This is a genomic window from Allocatelliglobosispora scoriae (genome assembly GCF_014204945.1).
Lineage (GTDB): Bacteria > Actinomycetota > Actinomycetes > Mycobacteriales > Micromonosporaceae > Allocatelliglobosispora > Allocatelliglobosispora scoriae.
The window spans coordinates 2,884,601-2,909,654 of the sequence record NZ_JACHMN010000002.1; the positions used below are offsets into that span (position 1 = coordinate 2,884,601).

At 71.3% G+C, this 25,054-nt stretch carries 26 protein-coding genes; 6 read left to right on the forward strand and 20 right to left on the reverse strand.

What is annotated here, in order from left to right:
• Positions 1 to 34: 34 nt before the first annotated feature.
• The 17 genes from F4553_RS18545 to eno all read right to left on the reverse strand — a co-directional run bounded on the left by F4553_RS18545 (position 35) and on the right by eno (position 14,158).
• The gene (locus F4553_RS18545) at positions 35 to 1,441 is read right to left on the reverse strand and encodes an NAD(P)/FAD-dependent oxidoreductase (RefSeq protein ID WP_184837722.1); all 1,407 of its coding nucleotides are present in this window, start codon (positions 1,439 to 1,441) and stop codon (positions 35 to 37) included.
• Positions 1,442 to 1,621: 180 nt separating this feature from the next.
• Positions 1,622 to 2,164 carry a hypothetical protein gene (locus F4553_RS18550; RefSeq protein ID WP_184837724.1) on the reverse strand — a complete coding sequence of 181 codons (543 nt, stop codon included), beginning with the start codon at positions 2,162 to 2,164 and terminating at the stop codon, positions 1,622 to 1,624.
• A 13-nt stretch (positions 2,165 to 2,177) separates the two neighbouring features.
• Entirely contained in the window at positions 2,178 to 3,563 is a 1,386-nt protein-coding gene (locus F4553_RS18555; RefSeq protein WP_184837726.1) for a DUF58 domain-containing protein, read from the reverse strand.
• A gap of 11 nt (positions 3,564 to 3,574) precedes the next feature.
• On the reverse strand, positions 3,575 to 4,600 hold the full coding sequence (locus F4553_RS18560) for an AAA family ATPase (RefSeq protein ID WP_184837728.1): 1,026 nt from the start codon (positions 4,598 to 4,600) through the stop codon (positions 3,575 to 3,577).
• A gap of 2 nt (positions 4,601 to 4,602) precedes the next feature.
• On the reverse strand, positions 4,603 to 5,178 hold the full coding sequence (locus F4553_RS18565) for a hypothetical protein (protein ID WP_184837730.1): 576 nt from the start codon (positions 5,176 to 5,178) through the stop codon (positions 4,603 to 4,605).
• Entirely contained in the window at positions 5,175 to 5,870 is a 696-nt protein-coding gene (locus F4553_RS18570; RefSeq protein ID WP_184837732.1) for a DUF4129 domain-containing protein, read from the reverse strand. The genes F4553_RS18565 and F4553_RS18570 overlap by 4 nt, the downstream gene beginning before the upstream one ends.
• Positions 5,871 to 5,887: 17 nt before the next feature.
• Positions 5,888 to 6,583 carry a uracil-DNA glycosylase gene (locus F4553_RS18575; protein WP_184837734.1) on the reverse strand — a complete coding sequence of 232 codons (696 nt, stop codon included), beginning with the start codon at positions 6,581 to 6,583 and terminating at the stop codon, positions 5,888 to 5,890.
• Positions 6,584 to 6,595: 12 nt separating this feature from the next.
• Positions 6,596 to 7,276 (reverse strand): dienelactone hydrolase family protein, encoded by a 681-nt coding sequence (locus F4553_RS18580; RefSeq protein WP_184837736.1) that lies wholly within the window; start codon positions 7,274 to 7,276, stop codon positions 6,596 to 6,598.
• A gap of 221 nt (positions 7,277 to 7,497) precedes the next feature.
• Positions 7,498 to 7,935 (reverse strand): LppU/SCO3897 family protein, encoded by a 438-nt coding sequence (locus F4553_RS18585; protein ID WP_184837738.1) that lies wholly within the window; start codon positions 7,933 to 7,935, stop codon positions 7,498 to 7,500.
• A gap of 71 nt (positions 7,936 to 8,006) precedes the next feature.
• Positions 8,007 to 8,999 (reverse strand): HAAS signaling domain-containing protein, encoded by a 993-nt coding sequence (locus F4553_RS18590; RefSeq protein WP_184837740.1) that lies wholly within the window; start codon positions 8,997 to 8,999, stop codon positions 8,007 to 8,009.
• Positions 8,996 to 9,325 carry a PadR family transcriptional regulator gene (locus tag F4553_RS18595; protein WP_184837742.1) on the reverse strand — a complete coding sequence of 110 codons (330 nt, stop codon included), beginning with the start codon at positions 9,323 to 9,325 and terminating at the stop codon, positions 8,996 to 8,998. The genes F4553_RS18590 and F4553_RS18595 overlap by 4 nt, the downstream gene beginning before the upstream one ends.
• A 27-nt stretch (positions 9,326 to 9,352) precedes the next feature.
• Positions 9,353 to 10,273, reverse strand: coding sequence for a DUF559 domain-containing protein (locus F4553_RS42470; protein ID WP_184837744.1), 921 nt, complete (start codon positions 10,271 to 10,273; stop codon positions 9,353 to 9,355).
• 68 nt (positions 10,274 to 10,341) lie between these two features.
• Positions 10,342 to 11,238, reverse strand: coding sequence for a Ppx/GppA phosphatase family protein (locus tag F4553_RS18605; RefSeq protein WP_184837747.1), 897 nt, complete (start codon positions 11,236 to 11,238; stop codon positions 10,342 to 10,344).
• A complete protein-coding gene (locus tag F4553_RS18610; RefSeq protein WP_184837749.1) occupies positions 11,238 to 11,753 on the reverse strand; it encodes an amino-acid N-acetyltransferase in 516 nt (171 codons plus the stop codon). The genes F4553_RS18605 and F4553_RS18610 overlap by 1 nt, the downstream gene beginning before the upstream one ends.
• The gene (locus tag F4553_RS18615) at positions 11,746 to 12,288 is read right to left on the reverse strand and encodes a DUF501 domain-containing protein (protein WP_312875256.1); all 543 of its coding nucleotides are present in this window, start codon (positions 12,286 to 12,288) and stop codon (positions 11,746 to 11,748) included. Before F4553_RS18615 ends, F4553_RS18610 begins: the two co-directional genes overlap by 8 nt.
• Before the next feature lie 18 nt (positions 12,289 to 12,306).
• The gene (locus F4553_RS18620) at positions 12,307 to 12,858 is read right to left on the reverse strand and encodes a septum formation initiator family protein (RefSeq protein WP_184837751.1); all 552 of its coding nucleotides are present in this window, start codon (positions 12,856 to 12,858) and stop codon (positions 12,307 to 12,309) included.
• A 16-nt stretch (positions 12,859 to 12,874) separates the two neighbouring features.
• Positions 12,875 to 14,158 (reverse strand): phosphopyruvate hydratase, encoded by a 1,284-nt coding sequence (eno, locus tag F4553_RS18625; protein ID WP_184837753.1) that lies wholly within the window; start codon positions 14,156 to 14,158, stop codon positions 12,875 to 12,877.
• Positions 14,159 to 14,331: 173 nt separating this feature from the next.
• On the opposite strand from eno, the gene F4553_RS18630 reads away from it, so the two are divergent.
• Entirely contained in the window at positions 14,332 to 15,084 is a 753-nt protein-coding gene (locus F4553_RS18630) for a hypothetical protein (RefSeq protein ID WP_184837755.1), read from the forward strand.
• On the opposite strand, the gene F4553_RS18635 is transcribed toward F4553_RS18630, so the two are convergent.
• The gene (locus tag F4553_RS18635) at positions 15,081 to 16,028 is read right to left on the reverse strand and encodes a helix-turn-helix domain-containing protein (RefSeq protein WP_246466396.1); all 948 of its coding nucleotides are present in this window, start codon (positions 16,026 to 16,028) and stop codon (positions 15,081 to 15,083) included. The genes F4553_RS18630 and F4553_RS18635 overlap by 4 nt on opposite strands.
• Before the next feature lie 91 nt (positions 16,029 to 16,119).
• On the opposite strand from F4553_RS18635, the gene F4553_RS18640 reads away from it, so the two are divergent.
• Positions 16,120 to 20,286, forward strand: a complete 4,167-nt coding sequence (locus F4553_RS18640; RefSeq protein WP_184837759.1) for a S8 family serine peptidase — start codon at positions 16,120 to 16,122, stop codon at positions 20,284 to 20,286.
• Between the two features lie 110 nt (positions 20,287 to 20,396).
• Here the strand turns inward: F4553_RS18640 and F4553_RS18645 are convergent, their stop codons facing one another.
• Positions 20,397 to 21,179, reverse strand: coding sequence for an SCO6745 family protein (locus F4553_RS18645; RefSeq protein WP_184837761.1), 783 nt, complete (start codon positions 21,177 to 21,179; stop codon positions 20,397 to 20,399).
• Positions 21,176 to 21,808, reverse strand: a complete 633-nt coding sequence (locus tag F4553_RS18650; RefSeq protein ID WP_184837763.1) for an MBL fold metallo-hydrolase — start codon at positions 21,806 to 21,808, stop codon at positions 21,176 to 21,178. Before F4553_RS18650 ends, F4553_RS18645 begins: the two co-directional genes overlap by 4 nt.
• A 59-nt stretch (positions 21,809 to 21,867) precedes the next feature.
• Between F4553_RS18650 and F4553_RS18655 the strand changes: the two genes are divergently transcribed.
• The 4 genes from F4553_RS18655 to F4553_RS18670 are packed head-to-tail and all read left to right on the forward strand — an operon-like array spanning position 21,868 to position 25,001.
• Positions 21,868 to 22,773, forward strand: a complete 906-nt coding sequence (locus tag F4553_RS18655) for a TIGR04222 domain-containing membrane protein (RefSeq protein ID WP_184837765.1) — start codon at positions 21,868 to 21,870, stop codon at positions 22,771 to 22,773.
• On the forward strand, positions 22,746 to 23,588 hold the full coding sequence (locus tag F4553_RS18660) for an MbnB/TglH/ChrH family RiPP precursor modification enzyme (RefSeq protein ID WP_184837766.1): 843 nt from the start codon (positions 22,746 to 22,748) through the stop codon (positions 23,586 to 23,588). Before F4553_RS18655 ends, F4553_RS18660 begins: the two co-directional genes overlap by 28 nt.
• Positions 23,585 to 24,028 (forward strand): SCO6045 C-terminal-like domain-containing protein, encoded by a 444-nt coding sequence (locus tag F4553_RS18665; RefSeq protein ID WP_184837768.1) that lies wholly within the window; start codon positions 23,585 to 23,587, stop codon positions 24,026 to 24,028. The genes F4553_RS18660 and F4553_RS18665 overlap by 4 nt, the downstream gene beginning before the upstream one ends.
• Positions 24,029 to 24,065: 37 nt before the next feature.
• On the forward strand, positions 24,066 to 25,001 hold the full coding sequence (locus F4553_RS18670; protein ID WP_184837770.1) for a DUF4349 domain-containing protein: 936 nt from the start codon (positions 24,066 to 24,068) through the stop codon (positions 24,999 to 25,001).
• Positions 25,002 to 25,054 lie beyond the last annotated feature (53 nt).

The following is a 25,054-nucleotide window of genomic DNA, read 5'->3' on the forward strand; positions in this document are numbered from 1 at the left end:
ACTCTTGAAGAGTTGCGGCGATCTTGGTTATTGCCTACTTCGCCGAGCCGACCAGCGGCTTCGTGGCGACCGGCGCGGCCTTGACGACCGGCGGTGCCACGGGGACCATCGGGCCGGCGGCCTCGACGAACGGGTCGAGCGGATCGTGCAGGCCGCCCAGCGAGACGACCTCGCGGCGCAGGAACATCGCGAGCGTCCAGTCCGCGACCACCCGGATCTTGCGGTTCATCGACGGGATCCGGCTCATGTGGTAGGTCCGGTGCATGAACCACGCGGGCCAGCCGCGCAGCTTGATGCCGTAGACCTGGGCCACGCCCTTGTGCAGGCCGAGGCTCGCGACGCTGCCCACGTGCTTGTGGTGGTAGGGCTTGATCGGCCGGCCGCGCAGCAGCGCCAGGATGTTGTCGGAGAGCTGGTTGGCCTGGCGAACGGCGTGCTGGGCGCTCGGCGAGCAGAGCGGCAGCTCACCGTTGACGTCCGGGGTGCCGGTGACGTCCGGGACCGCAGCGCAGTCACCGGCCGACCAGGCGCCGTCGAGGACGTTGCCGTCGGCGTCCACGACCTGCAGCGTGGGCAGGCAGGTGATCGCGCCGCGCTTGTTGCGGGGCAGGTCGGTGTGGTCGAGCATCGGGCTCGGCTTGACGCCGGCGGTCCAGACGATCGTGTCGGCCGGGAACTCCTCGCCGTCGGAGAGCTTGACGACACCCGCGACGCAGCCCTCCAGCCGGGTCTCCAGCCGGATGTCGATCCCCCGGGCCACGAGCTGGCGGACCGTGTAGGCACCCATGTCCGGGCCCACCTCAGGCAGGATCCGGCGAGCGGCCTCGACCAGCACGAACCGGGCGTCGCTCGGCTTCAGCTCCGGGTAGTAGCGGTTGATCGCGTCCCGGACCATGTCCTCCATCTCGGCGAGCGCCTCGATGCCGGCGAATCCACCGCCGACGAAGACAAAGGTGAGCGCGCGGGCACGGGTCGCCGCGTCCTGCGTCGCGGCACCGACGTCGAGCCGGTCCAGCACGTGGTTACGCAGGTAGATGGCCTCGCCGATGGTCTTGAACCCGACGGCGTGCTCGCGCAGGCCCGGGATCGGCAGGGTCCGCGAGACGCTGCCGGGGGCGACGATGATGTGGTCGTACGCAAGCTCCAGGGGCGGACCGATGACCGGAGCCACGGTGGCGACCTTGCGAGCGTGCTCGACCTTCGTCACGGAACCCATGACGATCTTGCAACGCTTCAACTCGCGTCGAACCGGCACCACAGCGTGACGGGGGGAGATGTTGCCGGCTGCCGCCTCGGGCAGGAAGGGCTGGTACGTCATGTGTGGCTGGGGATCGACGATGATCACTTCGGCCTCACGAGCGCTGAGCTTGCGAGACATGCGCAGAGCTGCATAGAGCCCGACATGTCCGGCACCAACGATCAAGATGCGCTTCGGTTTCACATCTATATCTTCGCGGACCATCAGCGGATCACCGAAGCAGATAACGGTCTTTGTGAGCAGGCTTACGACCCCTATGACCTGGGCCACTGCGCCAGCGCACGATCGCCGCAACTCTTCAAGAGTTGGTCCTGAAACCGCTTGGGAACAACTCTTGAAGAGTTGCGGCGATCTTGGGCTGAGCTAGGGCTGGCGGCGGTAGAGGCGGGCCAGGACGCTGATGACGGCGAGAGCGGCCACGAGGCCGACGACCGAGGCGATCCAGGTGGTCTCCCAGCCGGTGACCATGGTCGAGCCGACGAGCAGCACCAGCGCCATCACCGCGGTGAGGCCGACGATGCCGAGGGACTTCGCGTACCACCGGACCAGGACGTCGGGGGCGAGGATCGCGTCGTGCGGGACGATCGCGGCGAGCGCCGCCGAGGAGTGCGCCAGGTAGAGCGCTGCGGAGAAGCCGATCAGCCGCCACAGGGTGAGCGACTCGGTCGCGTTGAGCAGGCCGATGAACCAGCCCACGACTCCGCCGAGCAGCACGAGCGTGACGATCCGCGTCCCCGGCAGCAGGCCGACGAGCACCGCCGCGAGACCGGCGGCGCCGACGGTCCGAGCACCGAGCGCCCAGGTCGGGATCGCCATGACGAGGGCGGTGAGCGTGAAGCCGAAGGCGAGCCCCCGGCAGAGCAGCGCGCCGGGGGTGATCCGGGCGACCTTCTCCAGCGCCTTCATCGCATCACAGCCTTCATCGGGTCACAGCCTGCGGCCGTCCGGAGAGCCGCGCCACGTCGCGCAGCACCAGATCCAGGCTGTTGGCACCGGCCCAGGGCACGACGGGTACGCCGTGCTCACGCAACTGTCCGACGACGTTGGCCCGTTCCAGCAGCCACAGCCGGTAGGACGCCGCCGACCAGGGGTTGCTCGCGTTGCCCGCCGCGATGGAGAAGTCCAGCGGCAGCGTGTCCACCGCCACCACGGACCGGCCGCCCCGGGCCAGCGTGGCGAGCATCCCCGCCGAGCGCGCGTCCACCAGCGGGGTCAGCACGACGACGAGGGCATTGGACGAGATCGCGGTGCTGAGCTGCTGCTCGGGCGTGACGAGGCTGATCCGGCTCGGCTTCACGTCGAGCAGCCACTCCAGGATCGTGAGATATTGCCGCCGCCCGCTCGCCGCCCGCAGCCGCCGCAGGCCGGAGCCGAACTCGACCATCGAGACCCGGTCGCCCAGGGTCAGATAGTGCTCGGCGATCGCGGCGGCGGCCCGAACGGTGATGTCGAAGACGCTGGCCGTCCCGCCGATGCCGCTGGACCGGCCCGCCTCGGCGAGCACGTCGAGCAGCAGCGTCACCTCGGCATCGCGGTCGGAGAGGGTCTGCGCCACGTGGAGCTGACGGGAGCGCAGCGTCGTCCGCCAGTCGATGCGGCGCAGCCGGTCCCCCGGCGCGAACTGCCGCACACCGGCCAGCTCACCGCCCTCGCCGTGGCGGCGGGACCGGTGCTGGCCGACGAGACCGGCCGCGCGGGGCATCGCCTCGTCCGCGGAGAAGGGCTCGGTGACGGGGAAGACCTTCATGCCGAGCGAGCCGGTGACCACGGCGCGGCTCAGCAGCAGCCCGTGCCCGGCGACAGCGGTCGCGGCGGCCGGTCCGATCGAGTGCCGCCCCCAGCGCCGGGCCTGGCCGGTGAGGACCACGTCGGCCACCTCACCGGGGCTCAGCGCCGCGGTGACCGGCCGATCGGGCGCCTTGTCGGCCGTCTCGGCGTGCAGGTTGAGCCACCACGAGTGCTGGGTCCGGGCCACGACCAGGTCATAGCCGATCGCGTCGGCGTTGCCCAGGGAGAGCACCGCCGAGAGCTCGGCGCCCTCGACCGTGTACTCCTCCACCGTCGCCAGCCGCAGCTCGGGCATGGTCGCCGGTCGGCGGCTCAGCCCGAAGGCGAGTGCCAGCACGAACGGTGTCGCCACCACGACGAGGTCGATCCGGCCCAGCATCACGGCGCCGACCAGCAACGAACCGGCGAGCAGCAGCGAGCGGCCGAGGGCCCGGGTGGGCACCCAGTCGGAGCCGGTGACCCGCTCCACCCGCTGTGGCGGCGGAGGCGGCGCCGAGGGACGCAGTTGTGGCGACATGCCGGTGGCGGCTAACGCGGTGCGGGGCTGGGACGCTGACCGGGCGCGATGGAGGCGTACCCCGGGATGGCTCCGCTGGCCGGTGCGGGAGTGGACTCCAGCACCTCGGCCACGACGGCGGCGGGGTCGACCCGCTTGAGCCACATCTCGGGCCGCAGCGTGAGCCGGTGCGCGAGCGCGGGGATCGCGACGCCCTTGACGTCCTCGGGGATGACGAAGTCGCGCCCGTCCAGGGCGGCTCGCGCGCGGGCCAGCAGCAGCAGCGCCAGCGAGCCTCGCGGCGAGGCCCCGACCAGCACGGACGGGTGGTGACGCGTGTTCGAGGCGAGCGAGACGATGTAGCGGCCGATGGAGTCCTCGACCTCGATCTGCTCCAGCGCACCCTGCATCGCGAGCAGCGTGCGGGCGTCGACGACCGGATCGAGGACGACCTCCTCGCGCTGGCGGGCCATCCGGCGGCGCAGCACGTCCCACTCCTCCTCGGCGGTCGGGTAGCCGAAGGAGACGCGCAACAGGAACCGGTCGAGCTGCGCCTCGGGCAGCGGATAGGTGCCCTCGTATTCGATCGGGTTGGCGGTGGCGAGCACGTGGAAGGGCGCCTCCAGCCGGTAGGTCACGCCCTCGACCGAGACCTGCTTCTCCTGCATCGCCTCCAGGAGCGCGGCCTGCGTCTTCGGCGGCGTCCGGTTGATCTCGTCGGCGAGCAGCAGGTTCGTGAAGATCGGTCCGGCCCGGAAGGTGAAGTCGTGGCTGCGCTGGTCGTAGAGGAACGACCCGGTCACGTCGGCGGGGAGCAGGTCCGGCGTGAACTGCAGGCGGCGGAAGTCGAGCCCGAGCGCCTGGGCGAACATCCGCGCGGTCAGCGTCTTGCCGAGTCCCGGCAGATCCTCCAGCAGCACGTGGCCGCCGGCGAGGATGCCCGCGAAGACCAGCTCCAACGAGGCGCGCTTGCCCACCACCACGGTGCCGACCTGGTCGAGGACGCGCTTGGCGACCCGACCGACATCGGCGGGCGACATGATCTCCACCTGCGTCATTTCTAGATCTTCTCCATCTGGTCGATCAGGTTGGCCAGCTCGCGCGGGCTGGGCGGCCGTTTCACCGGCGTGGTCAGGAATGTCCAGAGCGGCTCGCCGACGACCCGGGCCGCCCGGTGTGGTTCCGTCGAACGAATGATGCCGTGTCGCTGGCGCAGGCGCTCGTCGATGATCTCCGCGAGTTGCGGCTGAATTTTACGACTGAACGCCCCGGCGTCCGTTTGGCACCAGTCGAGGCGGGTCTGCCAGCGCTTCATCACGTGCACCACACCGTCGGTCACCACGTCGTCCAGGGGCCCGTGCCGACCGGCGGCCCGCGGTGGCGGCGGCGGACGCACACCCGAGGCATAGGTGCCGAGAAGAACGAGGACCAGCGCGACGAGGAAGAGGAACGGGACCGGCACGGCGTAGCCGCTCATCGTCAGGCCCGCCCAGGCGAACCCGGCGAGGCAGGCGGCGAGCAGCAGCGTGCGGATCGCGACGACCCTGGTCTTCGACGCGGGCCGCGCGGCCGGATCGTCGGCGCCGCCACCGCCGCTGAAGAGGTCGTCGATGCTGGAGTTGGCGTCCTGGCTCACGCCGGCACCTCCGCGGTCAGGTCGGCTCGGAGTTGGCGCAGCGCCGCCCGCGCCTGCGCCCGCATCGTCTCGTCGACGACGTGGTGTCCGTAGCGGGCCTCGCGGTAGACCGCCGCGAAGCCGGTGAGCACCGGGGCGCTGACGCGCTGCCCCTCCAGCAGCCGCACGACGAGGTCGGTCGAGGTGTCGCCGGGCTGCCGCGCCGTGCCCGCCGCGGCGGCGGCCGACTCCAGCCGCACCCAGCAGGCGATCACCGCCCGGCGCGGATCGGCGTCGTCGTCGTCGAGCGCCTGGATGCCCTCGTCCAGCGCGGCGACGACCGAGTCGGCGGACAGCGGCTTCGGAGCGCGGCTCGGGGTGCGCATCAGCAGGCGTGCCCAGCGCTTGCGCGGAGCGCCCTGGCGCAGCAGCTGGAAGATGAGCAGGCCGACGACGATCACGACGAGGGTGAGGCAGAGCGCGCCCGCTGCGGTGCCGATCCAGCCCGGCATCTCGACATCCGAGCCGGGATCGCCCGGGCCGCCTTCCGACGCGATCGGCGGCTGCGACAGGGTCGGCCGCGCCGAGGGCGGCGCTCCGCTGCCGAGGTCCGCGGGGCGCACCGGCAGCGAGCCGAGCACCGCACCGAGACCCACGACACCCAGCAGCACCGCGACCGCGGCCAGCGGCAGCCAGCGGCGCAACACCCCCATGGCGCTCCCCGATCTGTCTAATCGAGCCCTGCAAGGCTCCGGGCCTGGGACAACACGCTGTCCAGCATGGCTGGTGTGAGCCGTCCGGTAAAGGTGTTCTGCTGCGAGACGTGATAAGAACCAAGCAGCGACGGTACGCCATCAGCCGCCCACAGACTGCCATGTCCGAAGCGCGGTCGGGGGGATGGCGGCGTCACGGCGTACACCCGGGAGAGGGCGGGCCACCACGCGGCCCAGGCGAAGGCGCCGAGCGCGACCACGACGCGCAGCGTGGGTTTGATCAACTCGACCTCGCTGTGCAGCCAGTGGGCGCAGGTGTCCCGCTCGGCCGGGGTGGGCTTGTTGTCCGGCGGCGCGCAGCGGACCGCGGCGGCGATCCGGGTGTCCACGAGCGCCAGCCCGTCGTCGATCGAGACACTCGTCGACTGGTTGGCGAGGCCGACCCGATGCATCGAGGCGAAGAGCACGTCACCGCTGCGGTCGCCGGTGAAGATCCGGCCGGTGCGGTTGCCGCCGTGCGCGGCGGGTGCGAGCCCCAGGATCAGGATGCGGGCGTCCGCGACACCGAAACCCGGCACGGGGCGGCCCCAGTAGGTCTCGTCGCGGAACGAGGCGCGCTTCTCCACCGCGACGCGCTCGCGCCACTCGACCAGGCGAGGACAGGATCGGCATCCGATCACCGCCTGGTCGAGGGCACGAAGCTCATGCGTCACAGGGGCATGCTGTCACAGGCGGGTGCGGAGGAAATCGATGGTGCGGGCCCAGGAGACCGCTGCGGCATCGCGGTCGAAGACCTCGGGCCGATCGTCGTTGACGAAAGCGTGGTGCGTCCCCGGGTAGTCGTAGACCGTGACCGATGCACCGGCCTCACCGATCGCCTCGGCGGCGAGCGTGATGCCGGGGGCGGCGGAGGTGCCGTCCTCCTCGGAGCAGTGGATCAGAGCGGCCTTGCCCGTGTAGTTGGACCACTCGGGCGACATCCGCTCCCACGGGACCGCCGGGTAGAAGCCCACGGTCGCCTTGATCTCCGGCGACAGCGTGCCCGACCACAGCGCCAGCGAGCCGCCCATGCAGAAGCCGACGGTGCCGACGCCGCCGGTCGTCTCCGGCAGCCCCGCCAGGTAGGCGGCGGCACCCGCGATGTCCTTGGCCGCCTGCGGGATCGCCAGGCCCATCATCAGCTTGCCGGCCTCGTCGGGCTCGGTCGTGGAGGTGCCGTGGTAGAGGTCGGGTGCGAGGGCGACGAATCCGGCCTCAGCAAACCGGTCAGCTAGGGCAGTGATGTGCGGGACCAGGCCCCACCACTCCTGAATGACGACGACGGCCGGGCCGTTGCCCGACGCCGGTAGCGCGAGATATCCCTCGGCTGTGCCGCCGTTGCTCGGGAAGCTCACCAGTTCGCCCATGTGGGGTCCTCCTGTCGGTCAGTCGCCATTGGCTGGTCGCAGTAGACGAGTGGCGTTCCGGGTAGCCAATCATGAAGGTAGCGAGTTCCGGAAGGTAGCGCGTGTAAAAGTCCCGGTCCAGATGGGGTGATCCTGGCCTCAGTGGAGACAGTCGCCACATCCCGGGCATGCAGAAGGTCCCGAACCGATGCAACACACCGGCCCGGGACCTGGGAAAATGCTTACTTGTCGGTCAGGCAGAGCACCAGCACGCTGGCGTCGGTCTTGCCCTCGGTGTAGACGTAGAGGTAGTCCGGAGCGGCAGCCTGGCACGCGGCGTCGGCCTCGGACTTCTTCTTGTTGTCGATCTTGCCGATGATCTTGTACTTCGCGTCGGCCTCGGTGCACTCGACGACGCTGGCGTTGTTCGCCTCCGCCTCGGTCGTGCCGGTGGCGGTGGGGACGTCGGCCAGGCACTTACCGACCTCCGCCTTCAGGCCCGGGGAGTCCGAGAGAGCGAAGTAGGCGATGCCCGCCACGGCCAGGACGACGATGAGGACGACGACGCCCACGATCTTGCCGACGATGCCGGACTTCTTCGGTGCCTCAGCCGGCTGCACGGCCGGGGTGTACGGGTTCTCCGGAGTACCCGGAGTCTCCGGGGTGGCCTGCTCGGTCATGGGGGTTCCTTTTTCGAGGGGATGCTGAGCCTCGACACCCTACCGATCCGACCACCCCGGCGCACCCCCAGCTATCTCACAGTCGGGCTCGGCGCGGGCGCGGGGTCCGCGGTCGGCTTCGGCCTCGACTCCTTCGACGGGTACGGCGTGGGGTCGACCTGCACCGGCGCGCTCGGCATCGGCTGCACCAGCGGCGCCATCTCCGGGCAGAACGGGTAGGTCCGGCTCCCCGGCTCCTCGTACACCGTGACCTGCACGTCGGATCGGGAATCGCCGAGATATGTCGCCGGCCGACCGCAGCGGTCGAAGCCGACCGTGATCTGGTTGCCCCACTGATCGAAGACCCGTACGCCGGTCAGCAGCTTTCCGCCGGCGTCGTAGACGTAAAGGTCCTCGACGCTCTCCAGCGGGCTGCCGCTCGTCTGATAGACGACACTCGGACCGTGACGGAGATCGCTGTCGAGCTCGAAGAAGCCGATCACCGCGCCGAGCGCCACCACGGCACTGCCCACCGCCACCAGCCGCTTCGGCCACGTCCCGAAGCCGCCCGCCCGGCGGCCCAGCCAGATCGAGCCCACGACGGCACCGATCAGCACCAGCAGCCCGACGAACTCGTTGCCCTCCAGGACCGGCAGCAGTCCGTCGCGGGCGTCGACGCTCGCGATCCGGCAGAAGATCATCGCAGCCGCCCAACCCCGGATGATCCACCACGCCGGGCGCAGCAGCCTGGCGTAGTCGCTGAAGCGGGGGTAGCCCAGAACTCTGCCGAGCCTGGCGTCCAGGTGCTGCGCCCGCACCCTGCCCCGGGTGAGGGCGAGGCTCCATCGCTGCTGGGAGGGGCTGACCCCACCGGCCGGGAGGGTGGCGCGGAGCTCTGCGGCGTAATGTGCGGGCGGGCCGAGCCGCTCCAGCAGGGTGCCGCCGTCCTGCTCGGCCGCCACCTCGGTCAGGTGATCGGTGAGGTCCTCCAGCAACTCGTTGCGGGTCTGCTCGGGGAGATCGGCGAGCGCGGTCCGCACCGCGGCGGCATAGCTCTCGATCTCCGTGATCGTCTCGGTGCTCACGCCACACCCCGTTCGGTCAGCAGTGCGTCCATGGTGGAAGAGAAGGCACGCCACGTCTTGCCGGAGAGCGTGAGCTGCGTTCGCCCGGCGGCGTTGAGCGCGTAGTACTTGCGGTGGGGGCCCTCCTCGGAGGGGACCACATAGGTCGTCAGCAGACCCGCTCCGAAGAGCCGGCGCAGGGTGCCGTAGACCGAGGCGTCACCGATCTCGGCGAGGCCTGATTCCCGCAGGCGGCGCAGGATGTCGTAGCCGTAGCCGTCGTCATCCTTGAGGACGGTCAGAACCGCCAGGTCAAGCACACCCTTCAACAACTGTGTAGTGTCCACGCAAAGGACAGTACTGTGCGATGCACACTACTGTCCAGAACGCTGCTGTGATGATCCGGCAGATACGACCCGCAGGAACTCTCCCCGCACGACAAGTGGTTCACGAAACAGCCGGGAACCCGAGAAGCGCACCACCTGGATCCCCAACCCGGCCAACGCGGCATCCCGGCGCAGATCCCGCTCCCGAGCCGCCGGCGCCGAATGCCACTCCGCTCCGTCCAGCTCGACGTCGGTCCGGCTCACCGGCTCGAACAGGTCGAGACAGACGGACCGGCCACCGATCCCGACCTGGACCTGGCGCCGCAGCTCCGGCATTCCCGGACCGGTGAACACCCGCTCGAACCCCCACAGCTCAAGCTCGCTGCGACAACCGGCTTTCAGCAGGCTCGCCAACCGCACAAGCCCGTGCCGTCCTCGGGTCTGCATCAGAACGCCGGCGGCCGCGAGCACCCGGTCAGCTGTGATCATCCGTCGCCCGACCGCCTCGATCACGAGGGCTCTCGCCAGTCGATGGCCGGCGAGGGTGCTCGCGTCGAGCAGGCCCCACGAGTCGGCGAGGGCATGCTCGATCCGCGAGATCGGCATCCCCCGTCGGACCACCGTCGCCACCTCCGCCGACCGTCGATGCACCCGCAGGCTGGTGTCACGCAGCCGCCGGTCCACCGGGACCAGCAGGTGCACCGGCTCCGACGGCGGAACCAGATCGGCGAGTCCCCAGACCGCCAGGGCGCTGAGATGGCTGAGCACAGCACCCGGCCCGGCATAGAGGAGTGCCGCCTGCATCCGCGCCCACCGGTCGTCGGCCGCCTCGGGCAGCGCGAGGACGCCCGGATGCACCCTCAACAGGTCACCCCGGGCGACGGCTCGCTGAACGGTCGCCGAGCCGACGTGGCGCAGCAGGTCCTGTCGGTGGATCACACCGCCGTGTGCCTGAAGGAGATCTCGCACATCGGTGAGCGTCGCCGACCGGCACGGACGCCGCCAGCGCCGTCGGACCGGACCTGTGGACAGCCGCGCTATGTGGACAGCGAGGCGGCGATGCCGTCGAGGATGTCGTGCTCGGAGACGAGGATCGACTCGGCACCGGTCTGCTCCATGATCGTGCGCAGGATCAGCGCGCCGCCGACGATCACATCCGCCCGGCCCGGGTGCATCGACGTGATGCCCAACCGCTGCTCCCGCGTCATCTCGGCGAGCCCGGCGGTCACGTGCCGGACCTCCTCGGCCGTGATCCGCGCCTGGTGGATCCGGCTGCGGTCATAGGCGGTCAGCCCCAGCGCGATCGCCGCCACCGTGGTGATGGTGCCGGCGACGCCGACGAGCGTACGCCCGGGCGGCACCACCGCCAGCGCCCCCGCGACGACGGCGCCGATGTCGGCGGCCGCGGCCTCGATCTCGTCGAGCTCGGGCGGGTCGCTGTGCAGGTGCCGCTCGGTCATCCGGACCGAACCGATGTCGGTGCTGATCGCGTGCTCGACGGAGGTCGAACCGTGGACGAACTCGGTCGACCCGCCGCCGATGTCGACCAGCAGGTAAGGCGGCTCCGACACGTCGAGCCCGGCGAGCGCCCCGGTGAAGGCGAGCCGGGCCTCCTCGTCACCGCTGACGACCTCGGGCGCGACACCGAGCGTGGCGAGCACCATCGCGTGGAACTCGTCGGCGTTGCTCGCGTCCCGGGTGGCGCTGGTCGCGACGACCCTGGTCCGGGCCACTCCGACCGCCTTGATCTCGGCGGCGAACTCCGCGAGCGCGGTCTGGGTACGAGCCAGCGCCGCCGGTGCGAGCCGCCCGGTGGCGTCGACGCCCTCGCCGAGCCGCACGATCTGCATGCGGCGGGTCAGCTCACGTCCGTCGGGCCCGAGAATGAGCACGCGGACGGAGTTGGTGCCACAGTCGATCGCGGCGACGTTCATCAGGTCTCCCGAGTGGCGAGGTGCAGCAGCATGCGCGTGTTGCCGAGGGTGTTGGGCTTGACCCGTTCGAGCGCGAGGAACTCCGCGACACCCTCGTCATAGGAGCGCAGGAGCTGCTCATAGACGGCGGACGGCACCGGCGCGCCGTCGATGGGGACGAAGCCGAAGGAGGCGAAGAACGACGTCTCGAAGGTGAGCGCGAAGACCCGGCGGATGCCGAGGTCCCGGGCGTGATCGAGGAGCGCCGAGACGACCCGGTGACCGATCTTCTGCCCGCGGACGTCCGGGTCGACGGCGACGGTGCGGATCTCGGCGAGGTCCTCCCACATCACGTGCAGCGCGCCGCAGCCGACCACCTCGCCGTCCACACTGGCCACCCAGAACTCCTGGATGTCCTCGTAGAGGGTGACGGTGGCCTTGCTCAGCAGCCGCCGCTGCGGCGAGTAGATGTCGATGAGCCGCCGGATGCCCCGCACGTCCGATGTCCGTCCGCGCCGGACCTCGACCTCACTCATCGAGGGAGTCTGCGGGCACAGCGACACAGGGTCCGGCGAGCCACCACTCGTCGGCGAGCGCGATCACCTCGTCGCCGAACGGGTTGACCCCGGGACCGGCGGCGAGCGCGTGGCCGAGGTGCACGTGCAGGCACTTGACCCGGTCGGGCATGCCGCCCGCCGAGATGCCGCCGATCTCCGGCACGTGCCCGACCGCTTCCCGCTTGGCGAGATAGTCCTCGTGGGCGGCCTGGTAGGCCTCCCGCAGCTCGGGATCGTCGTGCAGCCGGGCGAACTGCTCCTTCATCAGGCCGCCGGACTCCAACCGGCTGCAGATGGCGGTCGCCCGGGGGCAGGTCAGGTAATAGAGCGTCGGGAAGGGGGTGCCGTCGGCGAGGCGCGGCGTCGTCTCGACCACGTCGGGGTTGCCGCAGGGGCAGCGGTGGGCCACGGCCCGCGTCCCGCGAGGGGCACGTCCGAGCTGCTCGGCCACCGCCGCCAGGTCCCGCTCGGTCGCCACGTCACGAGCAGGCGGGGGTACGGCGTCACGCTGCACAGATATCCCTCACAAGAGTCATTCGTTGGCGGCGCCGACGCTGGCCCAGAGCGTCGAATACCACGGTTCGGGTGCCTTCGGCCCGGGCACGATGCCCGCATCGCGATCGGCGCCGGGCTGGTCCCAGAGTGTCACGAGGGGGATCTCCCCCGGCCGCACGTAGAAGAGGCGGCTGCGGGCCTGGATGCGGACATACTCGTCGTCCTGCCACTTGGCGGCCGTCGCCTCCAGATCCCGGATGTGAGCGCGCTGCGCCTCCTGGGCGGCCTGCATCGACTCGATCTCGGACTGCTGGGTGAGATAGACGCGCACCGGGTATGCGTACCCCAGAGCGAGGGCGACCAGGACGACGACCAGGACCGTGGCGCGGCCGGTGAGGCGACGCTCAGCCGGGGCCGAGGTCCTCGCGGCGGCACCGGCGGCGGCGGCGCGACGGGCGGCGGCGGGGCGATTGGCGGAGCGGGACGGGTCGGCGACCCGCGTGCCCGGCAGCGCCCGGCTGCGCACACTCGTGCGCGCGCCGGAACGCCGTGCGGGGCCTTGCCCGCTCGGCGTCCGGCGCTGCGTCATGTGATCAGCCTAGTGATTAAGAAGCCTTGTAGCGAGGGAAAGCAGACGCACCGGCGTAACGCGCCGCGTCGTCCAACTCCTCCTCGATCCGCAGCAGCTGGTTGTACTTGGCGACCCGGTCGGTGCGGGCGGGGGCGCCCGACTTGATCTGGCCACAGCCGAGCGCGACGGCGAGGTCGGCGATCGTCGTGTCCTCGGTCTCTCCCGAGCGGTGGCTCATCATCGTGGTGAAACCGGCCCGGTGGGCCAGCTCGACCGCGTCGAGCGTCTCGGTGAGCGAGCCGATCTGGTTGACCTTGACCAGCACGGAGTTCGCCGACTTCTCGGCGATGCCCCGGGCGATGCGGGTCGGGTTGGTGACGAAGAGGTCGTCGCCGACGATCTGCACCTTGCCGCCGAGAGCGGCGGTCAGCGCGCCCCAGCCGGCCCAGTCGTCCTCGGCCAGCGGGTCCTCGATCGAGACGATCGGGTAGTCGGTGGCGAGCTTGGTGTAATAGGCCAGCATCTCGTCGGACGACTTCGGGTTGCCCTCGAACTGGTAGGCACCGTCGGAGTAGAACTCCGTCGCCGCCACGTCGAGCGCGATCGCGATGTCGGTGCCGAGCCGGTAACCGGCGGCCTCGACCGCCTCCGCGATGAGCTCCAGCGCGGTGACGTTGGCGGGCAGGTTGGGCGCGTAGCCGCCCTCGTCGCCGAGGCCGGTCGCGTAGCCCTTCTTCTTCAGCACCGTCTTGAGCGCGTGGTAGACCTCGGCGCCGGAACGGATCGCCTCCCGGAAGCTCGGCGCGCCGATCGGCGCGATCATGAACTCCTGGATGTCGACGTTGGAGTCGGCGTGCGCTCCACCGTTCATGATGTTGAGCATCGGCACCGGCAGCAGGTGCGCGTTGGGGCCGCCGATGTAGCGGAAGAGCGACAGTCCCGAGCTCTTCGCGGCGGCCTTGGCGACCGCGAGCGAGACGCCGAGGATGGCGTTGGCACCGAGCGCGGACTTGTCCGGGGTGCCGTCGAGGTCGATCATCTTCTGGTCGATGAGGCGCTGCTCGCTCGCCTCGTAGCCGATCAGCTCGTCGACGATCTTGTCGACGATGTTCGCGACCGCCTTCTCGACGCCCTTGCCGTTGTAACGCTTCTTGTCACCGTCGCGCAGCTCGACCGCCTCGAACGCGCCGGTGGAGGCGCCGGACGGGACGATGGCGCTGGCGATGGTGCCGTCGTCGAGACCGATCTCGACCTCGACGGTGGGGTTGCCTCGCGAGTCCAGGACTTCCCGGGCTACGAATCCCTCGATGGTGGCCACAGTGTTACTCCTTGTTGATGAGTCACCGCAGGCCGCGACACTGCGGCCAACACAGTCACACCCTATAGAAGCACCTGCGCGGATCCCCCGCCGGTCCAGGAATCAATGACGTAGCCGGGCGAATCGGACATCGACGTTGCGCCGAGTTGACCTGGTAGGCGAGGCTGACCCCCATGGGTCTGGTCAAAACGTTAGGCGGGCTGCTGGTGGCCGCCTCGGTCGTGGTGCTGACCGGCTGCCAGGGTGGCGGCCCGCCCGCCCTCGACCGAGCCGATCTCGTCAGCGACCTCGCCCTGCGCGTCGACCACTCGACCACGCTCGACTACCTCGCCGAATACCAGGTCGCCGGTGGCGCGGTCGTGAGCGTCTCGCAGAGCTCGACCCCGCGGCGGACGGCGTACCGGTATCCCGGCGGTGCCCTGATCATCACGCCCAACGGCACGACGACCTGCGGCGGACGGCCCACGAGCTGCTCGACCGTCGCCCTGTCCGGAAGCAACGCCGAGCCGACCGGCCTCAGCGACCTGCCCAAGCACGGGCTCGTCTCGGCGAAGCTCGTCAGCTCGCTGCTCACCACGGCGGCGCTGGACCTGAGCGCCAACTACAAGCAGTACGAGAGCACGATCGCCGGCCGGTCCGCGACCTGCGTCGAGGTGACCAACCTGACCAGCCCGGTCACCGACTCCTTCGAGGCCTGCGTGACGACCGAGGGCGTCGTCGCGAGCTTCTCCGGCACCGTCGACGATCTCGTCATCGAGCTGGCACTCGCGCGCTACACCCGCGAGGTGCCCGAGAGCGCCTTCGCGACGGCGAGCCCCAAGCCGAGCCCGGCCGCGAGCCCGACCACGGCCGGTCCTTCGCCGACCAGGTCGCCGGTGCTCCCCGACTTCACCGAGCCGAGCATCGCGCCCAGCAACAAAAGCTAGATCAGACCGCGGCGGGTGGCGATGACCCCGGCCTGGAAGCGGTTGTCGGCCCCGAGCAGCTCGTGCAGCCTGCTGATCCGGCGGCGCATCGTGCGTACCGACCAGCCGAGCTGGCGGGCGATCGCCTCGTCCTTCAGCCCGCTGACGAGCAGCGTGAGCAGGTCGCGGTCGTCGTCGGCGAGCGGGTCGTCGGCCGGGGCCTCCAGCGGGATCGCCTGCTGCCAGCACATCTCCCAGAAGTCGATCAGCCCGTCGAGCAGGGCGGACGGCCGGATGACGGCGGCCCGGACATCGGTGAGGTCCAGCGAGAGCGGCATCAGGGCGAGCCGCCGGTCCGAGATCGCCAGCTTGATCCGCAGGCCGGGCAGCACCCGGGCCTGCTCGCCGTGCTTGACCAGCTCGCGGATGTCGCCGAGGACGCCGGGCCACTCCAGCGCCTCCGGGGCGTAGACGGCCCGGTACTTCACACCCCGGGTCAGCGCGGTCGCCTCGACGGGATTCGACGTCGTCAACGCGTAGGGCGGCCGATCCAGCGTGATCACCTCGTCGCGGGCCTCCTGCTGGAGCCGGACGAACCAGCGGCCCAGCGCCTCGCTGCCGATCGCGATCTCGACCTCGTCGGAGACACCCGCCTGCGCCGAGGCGAAGAGCCGGGAGAGCTCGTCGGCTGCGCCGCGGACCCGGTCGAGCTCCGCAGCCCGGTTGCGGATGAGCGCGCCGAGCGCCGCCTGCGGCTCGATCGCGGCGTAACGGCGCCGGGAACCGGCGAGGCGCCCCACCAATCCGTGGTTCTCCAAGCGGTCGAGCGCGCGGACGACCCGGTCCGGGGTGTGCCCGAGGTCGGCGGCGAGTTCGGCCGGGGCGGCCTGTCGCCGGGACAGTACTGCTCGGTAGACGGTCTCGTCGAAGGGGTCGACACCCGCCGCCGTCAGCTCTGATGTCATCGGGAGATCTTGGCCTACCTGTGCCACCGGCAGCAATGGGCCAGCCCTGGTCATTGTCCCTGAGTGGCACACACCACTAGGAACGGTACCTATGCGAAAGACCCCTCCAAGATCTCTGGCCGCCGGGCTGGCCGTCGCGCTCACCGCGAGCGTGCTCTCGGCGTCCGGCTCCGCGCTCGCCTCCACCACCCCCCAGGCCGAACGCCGCATGATCGTGATGCTCGCCGGTGACGCCGCCGTCACCGCCGCCCCCGGCGGCCTGCTGCGTGACAGTGGCAGCGGTGTCGCTGCGGCCCGGCGCGGCACGGCGGCCCGGCAGGACGACTTCCTCGCCCGGGCCAAGCAGTCCGGCGTGCACACCCGCGGCAACCGCAAGCTGAACCTGCTGGTCAACGCGGTCGCCGTGACCGTGCCCGCCGACGAGGTCGGCAAGCTGTCGGCGCTGCCGGGCGTCGTCGCCGTCTACCCCGACGCGCCGGTCCGGGCATACACCGACGTCAGCGTGCCGCTCATCGGCGCGACCGACGTGTGGAAGAGCAAGGACGCCGCCGGGGCCGACGTACGCGGGGCGGGGGTCACCGTCGCGATCATCGACAGCGGCGTCGACTACACGCACCCGGACCTCGGCGGCGGCTTCGGCGAGGGGCACAAGGTCGTCGGCGGCTGGGACTTCGTCAACAACGACGCCGACCCGATGGACGACAACGGCCACGGCACCCACGTCGCGGGCATCATCGCCGGTCGGGCGGCGGCGCCGGGCGGGATCACCGGCGTGGCGCCGGACGCGAGCATCCTGGCCTACAAGGCGATGAACGAGTGGGGCGAGGGGTCCACCTCCGACATCGTGGCCGCGATCGAGGCCGCGATCGACCCGGCGAACCCGCACCGCGCCGACGTGATCAACATGAGCCTCGGCGGGCCCGGCGACGGAACCGATCCGCTCGGGCAGGCCGCCACCGCAGCCACCCGGGCCGGGGTCGTCGTCGTCGCCTCGGCGGGCAACTCCGGGCCCGGTCGGGACACCGTGGGTTCGCCCGCCGCCGCCGACGGGGTCATCGCGGTCGGTGCCTCGACGAGCAACTTCCGGGTCGCCAAGGCCTACCTCGCCGGGCGCAAGCCGGAGCTGATCCAGACCTTCCGCGGCGCCCTGTCGGCGAACCCGCAGGTCAAGCCGGTCACCGCTGAGGTGGTCGACCTCGGTTACGGGGCACCCGAGGACTGGGACCGGGTCGGGGACGTACGCGGCAAGATCCTGAAATTCGAGGGGTTCGTCGCGCGTACCACCGGCGATCTTTATATCTCGGACCTGGAGCTGGCCCGGGAGGCCGAGCGGCGCGGAGCCGTCGCCCTGCTCGGCGGGCAGTCCGGCGGCGGGCCGGTGCTCGCCTCGGTGGAGCCCGGCGTAGCTCCGGTCGAGCCCGGCAAGGTACGCCTGCACGAGTCGGGCGACCTCTTCCGGATGGACAGCCTGGTGATCCTGGGCATGGACGGCGCGCAATTCGCCGAGCTCGGCACCCGGATGGCCGCCGGTCGGGTCGACATCACGATCACCAGCACGGACTCGACGGACGAGATCGCGTCGTTCTCCTCGCGCGGACCGTCGGGCACCTTCGGCCTCAAGCCCGACCTCGTCGCGCCCGGTGTCGAGATCCGTTCGACGGTGCCGAAGGCGCTGTTCGAGCCGGGCCAGTACCGGATGTCCGGCACCTCCATGGCCGGTCCGCACGTCGCGGGTGCGGCGGCGCTGCTGCGCCAGCTCCACCCCGGCCAGGCACCCGCCGATGTCAAGTCGGTGCTGATGGGGACCTCGAAGTCGCTCCGGGGCACCGGGCCGACGGCGCAGGGCGCGGGGCGGCTCGACATCGCCGCCGCGGCGAAGGCGACCCTGACGGCGCAGCCGCCGAGCATCTCCCTCGGCCTCGCCGACCTCTCCGGCGGCACCGTCGGCGGGACCACCCGGGTCGCGCTGCACAACAGCGGCACCCGGGCGATCTCCGTGCGGCTCGACGCCGACCGGCGCGGGGTCACCGTGCGACCGGACCGGGTCGCCGTGCCCGCCGGCGGCAGCGCCACCGTCACCGTCACGCTGCGGGTGGACCGGCCCGAGGCCGACACCGAGATCGCCGGTGCCATCAACGCGACCGCCGGTACGCAGCGGATCCACCTGCCCTACCTGCTGGTCGTGCGGCCGCTGATCGTGCGGGCGTCGCCCGACCCGAGCGACGGCCACTCGACCGTCTACATCGGTGCGCCGACCGGGCTCGCGGGCGTGCCGACCGTGACGGTCGACCCGCAGCACGGCCGGTCCTTCACCGTTCCGGCGAAGCTCGAATACGGCAACTGGTACCGCGCCGAGATCGACGTCGACCGGGCCGGTGCCTACGCGGTCTCCGTCCGCGGCCGTGCCGCCACCGGCCAGATGCTGGTCGGGGCGAGCGGCTTCGAGGTCACCCCGGAAAGCATCCGGCGCACCCGCTGGGAGCCGATCGGCCCCGACAGCGCGGGCGGTTCGCTCACCCTCTCCCCCGCCGCGCCGCACCAGGCGATGCTCGCGGAGGAGTACAAGGCCGGCCCGTGGCTCACCACCGACGACGGCGCGACGTGGAAGCAGCTCAACCGGCTGCCGATCGCGGTCAGCGGCGGCGAAGGGATGATCGTCGCCGATCCGCGGCACGCCGAGCGGTTCTTCTACGCCGTCAACGGCACCATGAACGGTTCGACGGTCCTGCGTACCGACGACCGGGGCACCACCTGGCGCACCCTGAACCTGCCCAACTCCTTCATCTCCGCCTTCCTCGCCGATCCGGCGGGCGCGGCGCTCATCGCGGTCACCGACGCGGGGCTGCAGGTCAGCCGCGACGCCGGTGACAGCTGGACGGCGTTCGCCACCGGGGTCACCGACAGCATCACCGACACCGCGGTCGCGGGCGGGAACCTCTACCTCGGCACGCCGCGCGGCATCTACGTCGTGCCCGGCATCGTCGCGGGCGCACCGCAGCCCACCCGCAAGATCTACGACTCGGGTACGCGATTCGTCAGCTCGATCGTCGCCGACGGCTCGGTGATCGCCGCCGAGGTCTGGAACGTCGGTGTCGTCGGCTCCCGCGACGGCGGAACCACCTGGTCGACGCTGCTCGCCATGCCGTCCGGCGGCACCGAGCTGCGCTCGTCGGGCGGGGATGTCGTGCTGGAGACCTACCTCGGCACGAGCCACGTCAGCCACGATCACGGTGCGACCTGGGTCGAGGTGCCCGCACCGTCGCGGGACGCGGCACAGCTCGACTACGACCGGTGGGCCGACGGCACCATCACGATGACGAACACCGCCGGGGTCTACCGGGGCTCGGCCGACGGCACGGGTTACCGGCGGATCGGCGTACAGGGGACGACGGCACACGCGCTCGCCGTCAGCGGTGGCGCGCTGCTCGCGGGCACCGAACTCGGCGTCTACCGCACGGCGCTGCCGGTCGCCTCCCGCGAGTGGGGTGCGATCGAGACCGAGGGCTACGTCGGCGTCGACGTCACGTTCCTGGCCGTCTCACCGAAAGACCAGAAGATCGTCTGGCGGGTACGCGAGAGCGCCTTCGGCGAGTTCTACCTCGACCGGAGCACCGATGCGGGCCTGACCTGGGAGGAGAAGGGCCGCGGCACCGAGATTCCCGACTCGCTGCTGATCGATCCGGCGGACCCCAACCGCGTCTCGGTCGGTTTCCGCAGCCTGGAGGGTGCGGGCCTCTTCCGCACCGTCGACGGCGGCACGACGTGGAAGAACCTCTACCACGACATGACCTTCACCGCGCAGGCCGGCGACCCGGCCGACCCGAAGCGGCTGTGGCTCGGCAACGAACTCGGCCTCTTCCGCTCCGACGACGGCGGCGCGACCGTGACCAAGGTCCTCGACGGGCCGGTCCGGGCGATCGACCTGAGCGGGCGGCGCATGGTCGTCGGCGGCGACGGCGTACGGGTCAGCACCGACGGCGGCCGGACCTTCCGTGCCGCCGACACCGGCCCGCTCGACGTGCACGTCTCCAGCCTCCTGCGCTCCGGCACCACGCTCTACGCCGGGACGACGGGCAGCTGGGACTACGGCGTGGCCTCCGGCGGGCGTGGCGTGCTGCGCAGCACCGACGGTGGCATGAGCTGGGAGAACATCTCCAGCGGACTGCAGAACCTGGACGTCGTGTCGCTCGCGGTCACCGGCGGCGCCCTGTATGTCGGCACCGTCAGCGGCGGCGTCCACCGGTTGCCGCTGCACTGAGGCGAGGCTCCGGGCGGCGAGCGTGTGATCGCGCTCGCCGCCCGGGCCGCGGGGCCGGAGCGCGCGTCAGGTGGCGGCCGGCCAGGGCACGGCGCCACCTGACGGGCGTTCTAACTCGAGGTCGGGGCGGTGGGGTCCCCCGCCCAGCTGAACCGGACCGGTCCCACCGCGCCGGACGCCGCGTTGACCAGCGTCGTCCACTCCAGCCGCTCCGGGCGGGTGAGGACTCCATAGGAACGCCCCACGATCCGGTCGGTCGCACCGTCGACCCAGGCCCGCCGCCGAGCGAGCGGGCCGGGCGAGGGGAAGGGCGGCTGCCAGCCGTAGGCGACCGCCGCCGCCTCGCCGGCCCGTCCCGAGATCAGCGCCTCCACCGGGGCGAGGCCACCGACCCGTGCCGCCATCAGGAAGACCCCGGCACCGTATTCACGCAGCAGGAACAGCCCGACGGCGGCGGACTCGGCGGGATCGGCGAGCGGCCGGGAGGCGGCCCGCCAGGCTGCGAAGAGCGGCAGGCCGGCCGGGTCCGCCGCCCGGACCACCCGTTTGGCGAGCTCAGCGAGGCGTTCCACCCGTGGGGTGGTCTGGAGATTCTCCGCTCCCCACCGCCGGACCTGGGTCATCACCTCGGCGGCGACCATCACCGGCGGGATGATCGCGCGAGCCGACTCCCAGCCGGCCTGCACCGCATCCGGCGCGATCAGTCCGAGGGAGGCGGCGACGAGTTCCGGCCGCACCTCGCCCAGGACCCCGCCGCGACCGGCGATGGTGAAGGCCCAGCCACTCAGCCCCAGCTCACGGGCACGCTGAAGGGTCTTGGGGCACGTCGGTGCGGCGCCGCCGAGCGCCTGGACCGAACGCCGGCTCGCCGCGACCGCCTGCTCGGGGGTCATGCCGCGAGGGTGGCGCCGGGTTCCAGTCGGGAATAGTCGCAGCCGGAGAGCATCGTCATGTTGGCGTCACCGACCATGTGCCCCATGTCGTTGAGGAGCCCGTCGTGCAGGGCGATCGCCCGGCGCGGACCGATCGCCCGGACGAAGTCCACCGACTCGGAGATCTTGAGCCAGGGCCCGCTCACCGGCACGAAGAGCGTCTCGACCTCGGCGCCGACCGGCACGTCGAACGAGTCGCCGGGGTGGTAGACCGAGCCCTCGACGAGGAATCCGAGGTTGGGCACCGGCGTCACGTCGGGGTGCACGAGCGCGTGCAGCCCGCCATAAGCCTTGACACCGAAACCCGCGGCGGTGAACTCCTGACCGGAGGAGACCTCGTTGAGAACACCCTTGAGCACGCCGAGCTTCAGCATCACCGAGGCGTGCGCGTGCACGGTCACGGTCGGCCGCCGCGCCAGGGTGTCGGCGAGTTTCTCCACGTCGAGATGGTCGAAGTGCTCGTGGGTGATGAGAACGGCGTCCACGCCGTCGAGCGCTGCGGGGCTGGCCCAGGGCCCGGGATCGATTACGAGCACGGCGCCGTCCCGCTCGACGCGTACGCACGAATGCTCAAACTTCGTCACCTTCACGCTTCACACCCTAGACGGCGCAGTGCACCATGGAGTCCCCTGACGAAGGAGCGGTCACTGTGAGCGATACGTGGGGCATCTCCGGACCCCTCTTCATCACCTTCTATGTCGGCGTACTGGTGCTGGTCGTGCTGGGCACGATCGTGCACCGGCGGTTCGCCTTCGCCGGTCGCGACGACGGCGACCCGGCCCGACTGACGCCGCAGCACATCGCCTTCCTCAACGGCGGGGCCGACAACGCGATCGCGACGTCGCTGGCGTGGCTGCACGGCCACAACGCGATCACGGTCGACGCGAGCGGGGTGGCTCAGCGCAGCGGCGGCGTCCCGATGGGCGCGACGAACCTGGACGCCGCGATCATGCAGGAGACCAGCGCCGGCCTCCGGGCCAGGTCGCTGCTCAACACGCCTCGGGTGCGCGCCGCGCTCGACGAGATCGGTGCGGGCCTGGAGCGCGACGGACTGCTCATCCCGGCCGAGGCGCGCCGCTCGGTCCGGACCGGCGTCTACCTGCTGGTCGGGCTCATCCTGCTCGGCATCTGGCGGGCGATCGACGGCGTCGCCAACGAGCGGCCCATCGGCTTCCTCGTCGCGGCCATGGTGGTCGCGGCCGTCGTCACGCTCCTGTTCCTGCTGGTCCGCCCGACCCGCACGCGGGCGGGCAGCAAGATCCTCTATCAGGTACGCCGGGAGAACCTCCACCTGCACAACCGCAACCGTCCGGCGTACGACACCTATGGGCCGGACAACTCGGCGCTCGCCGTCGGCCTCTTCGGCGGGGCGGCGTTGTGGTCCATCTCGCCGTCGCTCGCCGGGCACGCCGGGATCCCGCGCCAGACCGGCTCCGACGGCGGCTCCTCCTATGTCGGCGGCGACTCCGGCAGCGGCGATTCCGGTGGTGGCGGCGACTCCGGCGGCAGCGGCTGCGGTGGCGGGGGATGTGGCGGCGGCGGGTGCGGCGGGTGAGCTCACCCACGACCACGGGCGTGGCCGGGGTCGGGATCGGATGGCGGCCGGAGATCTCCGGTTTCGTCGAGTCGCTTCCCGGCCTCCGCTTCGTCGAGGTCATCGCGGAGTCGATCGGCTCCGTCGACCTCGGCGGGCTGCGTGACCGCGGCATCGCCGTCGTGCCGCACGGGGTCCGGCTCTCCCTCGGCGGCGCGGACCCGGTCGAGCCGGGGCGGGTGGCGCGTTTCGCCGCCGCGGCCCGGCTCGTCGACGCGAAGCTCGCCAGCGAGCACATCGCCTTCGTCCGGGCCGGCGGGGTGGAGGCGGGTCACCTGCTGCCGCTGCCCCGCAGCCGGGACGCCGTCCGGGCGATGGTCGCCAACACGCGCTGCGTGCAGGCCGAGCTCGACTGCCCGCTGGCGCTGGAGCCGATCGCCACGCTCTTCGACTGGCCGGACGACGAGCTCACCGAGGCCGACTTCATCACCGAGATCCTCGACCAGACCGGCGCGCTGCTGCTGCTCGACATCGCCAACGTCTACGCCAACGCGCGCAACCGGGGTGAGGACCCGGCGGAGCTGCTCGACCGGTTGCCGCTGGAGCGGGTGGCCTACGTACACGTGGCGGGCGGCGCGGAGCACGACGGGCTCTATCACGACACGCACACCGATCCGGTCCCGGTCGAGGTGCTCGAACTGCTCGGGGAGCTCTGCCGCCGGCATCGGCCCCCGGCGCTGCTGCTGGAGCGGGACGGGCACTACCCGGCCGCCGCGGTACTGCGGAGCGAGCTGGACGCGCTGGCGGCCGTTTCGGCGTACCCGGCGATCACATGAATTATGCGCAGCGCCAGGCGGACCTGGTGTCGTCGCTCGTGGCCGGGGCCGACGATCCGGCGGGGTTTGACGCCGCGCGGCTCGCGGCGGCCCGGGCCGCGCTGCTGCGCAAGCGGGCCGGTGAGGTCGCGGCGGCCTGGCCGGAGCTGCGGCTGGCGCTGGGGACGCGGTGGTCGGACCGGTTCGCCGAGTGGGCCCGGGACCGGCGACCGGCCGGTGCGCTGAGTGACGGATGGTCACTGGCGAGGGAACTCGGCGCCGAGCTGCCCCCGGCCGCCCGGGTGGAGCTCGCAGCGCGGGAGTGCACGCACCGCTTCGACGGGCTCGGCCCGCCGATTCCACGACGTGGACCCGCGTTGCGGCTGGTCGCGGGGCACCTCATCGTGCGGTTCGGCGGTCGGATGTGGATCTGGAACCGCAACCGCTCGTCGACCGTCTGAGGGCCACTGAATATCACCCACTCTCCCGGGGGTTCCCGTGCAGAAGGCACCACTCTTCGTCGCCGCGCTGGCGGTCGCGCTCCTCGCGGGCTGCGGCTCCTCGAACGACGGCAAAGCGCCCATGTCGGGTGGCCGTGACACCGCCGCCGAAGCACCGGCGCCCGCCGCGGGCGGCGACGCCAAGGGCTTCTCCTACGACACCGACGCCGGTGGCGAAAACGGCGCCAAGCCGCAGGAGGGGCAGGTCAAGACGGCACTGGGCGACCGGTCCATCGTCTACACCGGCTCGCTCACCGTGCGGGTCACCGATGTCGAGGTCAGCTCCGCCAAGGCCGCGACGATCGCGACGACCGCGGGCGGCTTCGTCGGCAGCGAGAAACGCATCCACACCGCGCCCGACTCGCAGGCCTTCGTGACCCTGCGCATCCCGTCGGCGAAGTTCCAGTCGGTCGTCACGGACCTGGCGGCCCTCGGCACCGAGCTCAACCGCGAGATCGCGACCGACGACGTCACCGAGCAGTCGATCGACCTCGACGCCCGGATCGCCTCGCTGCGCACCAGCGTGGAGAGCCTGCGGCGGCTGCTCTCCAAGTCAGGCAGCCTCGCCGACACCATCCAGCTCGAGCAGCAGCTCACGCAGCGGCTCGGGGAGCTCGCGTCGCTGGAGGGCAAGAAGCGCCGCCTCGACGACCTGGTGACCTATTCGACGATCACGGTCAACCTGGTCGGTCCGGCCGTCGTCATCGATCTGCCGGAGGAGGACGAGCCCGGGTTCCTCGGCGGCCTCAAGGCCGGTTGGCGGGCGTTCATCGACTTCCTGCAGGTCTCGTCGGCGGTGCTCGGCTTCCTGCTGCCGTTCCTGGTGGTGCTGGCGGTCGTGATCGGCATCGTGTGGTACCTCCGCCGCTACCGCCGCCGCGCCAAGGCGGTGACGCCGGCCGTGACCCCGGCCCCGCCCGCCGCCGTCGAGTAGCGCGACCTCAGAGCCGCAACTCTTCAAGAGTTGGTCCTCAGGCCTGGCGGCCT

What these genes read in the sequence shown, in the direction of transcription:
- F4553_RS18550 (WP_184837724.1), bottom strand. Translation starts at nt 2,164, where the DNA reads ATGAAGGCGCTGGAGAAGGTCGCCCGGATCACCCCCGGCGCGCTGCTC.
- F4553_RS18555 (WP_184837726.1), bottom strand. Translation starts at nt 3,563, where the DNA reads ATGTCGCCACAACTGCGTCCCTCGGCGCCGCCTCCGCCGCCACAGCGG.
- F4553_RS18660 (WP_184837766.1), top strand. Translation starts at nt 22,746, where the DNA reads ATGTGGCGGCGGCGGGTGCGGCGGGTGAGCTCACCCACGACCACGGGC.
- F4553_RS18665 (WP_184837768.1), top strand. Translation starts at nt 23,585, where the DNA reads ATGAATTATGCGCAGCGCCAGGCGGACCTGGTGTCGTCGCTCGTGGCC.
- F4553_RS18620 (WP_184837751.1), bottom strand. Translation starts at nt 12,858, where the DNA reads ATGACGCAGCGCCGGACGCCGAGCGGGCAAGGCCCCGCACGGCGTTCC.
- F4553_RS18580 (WP_184837736.1), bottom strand. Translation starts at nt 7,276, where the DNA reads ATGGGCGAACTGGTGAGCTTCCCGAGCAACGGCGGCACAGCCGAGGGA.
- F4553_RS18605 (WP_184837747.1), bottom strand. Translation starts at nt 11,238, where the DNA reads ATGAACGTCGCCGCGATCGACTGTGGCACCAACTCCGTCCGCGTGCTC.
- F4553_RS18645 (WP_184837761.1), bottom strand. Translation starts at nt 21,179, where the DNA reads ATGACCCCCGAGCAGGCGGTCGCGGCGAGCCGGCGTTCGGTCCAGGCG.
- F4553_RS18585 (WP_184837738.1), bottom strand. Translation starts at nt 7,935, where the DNA reads ATGACCGAGCAGGCCACCCCGGAGACTCCGGGTACTCCGGAGAACCCG.
- F4553_RS18635 (WP_246466396.1), bottom strand. Translation starts at nt 16,028, where the DNA reads ATGACATCAGAGCTGACGGCGGCGGGTGTCGACCCCTTCGACGAGACC.
- F4553_RS18640 (WP_184837759.1), top strand. Translation starts at nt 16,120, where the DNA reads ATGCGAAAGACCCCTCCAAGATCTCTGGCCGCCGGGCTGGCCGTCGCG.
- F4553_RS18610 (WP_184837749.1), bottom strand. Translation starts at nt 11,753, where the DNA reads ATGAGTGAGGTCGAGGTCCGGCGCGGACGGACATCGGACGTGCGGGGC.
- F4553_RS18630 (WP_184837755.1), top strand. Translation starts at nt 14,332, where the DNA reads ATGGGTCTGGTCAAAACGTTAGGCGGGCTGCTGGTGGCCGCCTCGGTC.
- F4553_RS18570 (WP_184837732.1), bottom strand. Translation starts at nt 5,870, where the DNA reads ATGGGGGTGTTGCGCCGCTGGCTGCCGCTGGCCGCGGTCGCGGTGCTG.
- F4553_RS18560 (WP_184837728.1), bottom strand. Translation starts at nt 4,600, where the DNA reads ATGACGCAGGTGGAGATCATGTCGCCCGCCGATGTCGGTCGGGTCGCC.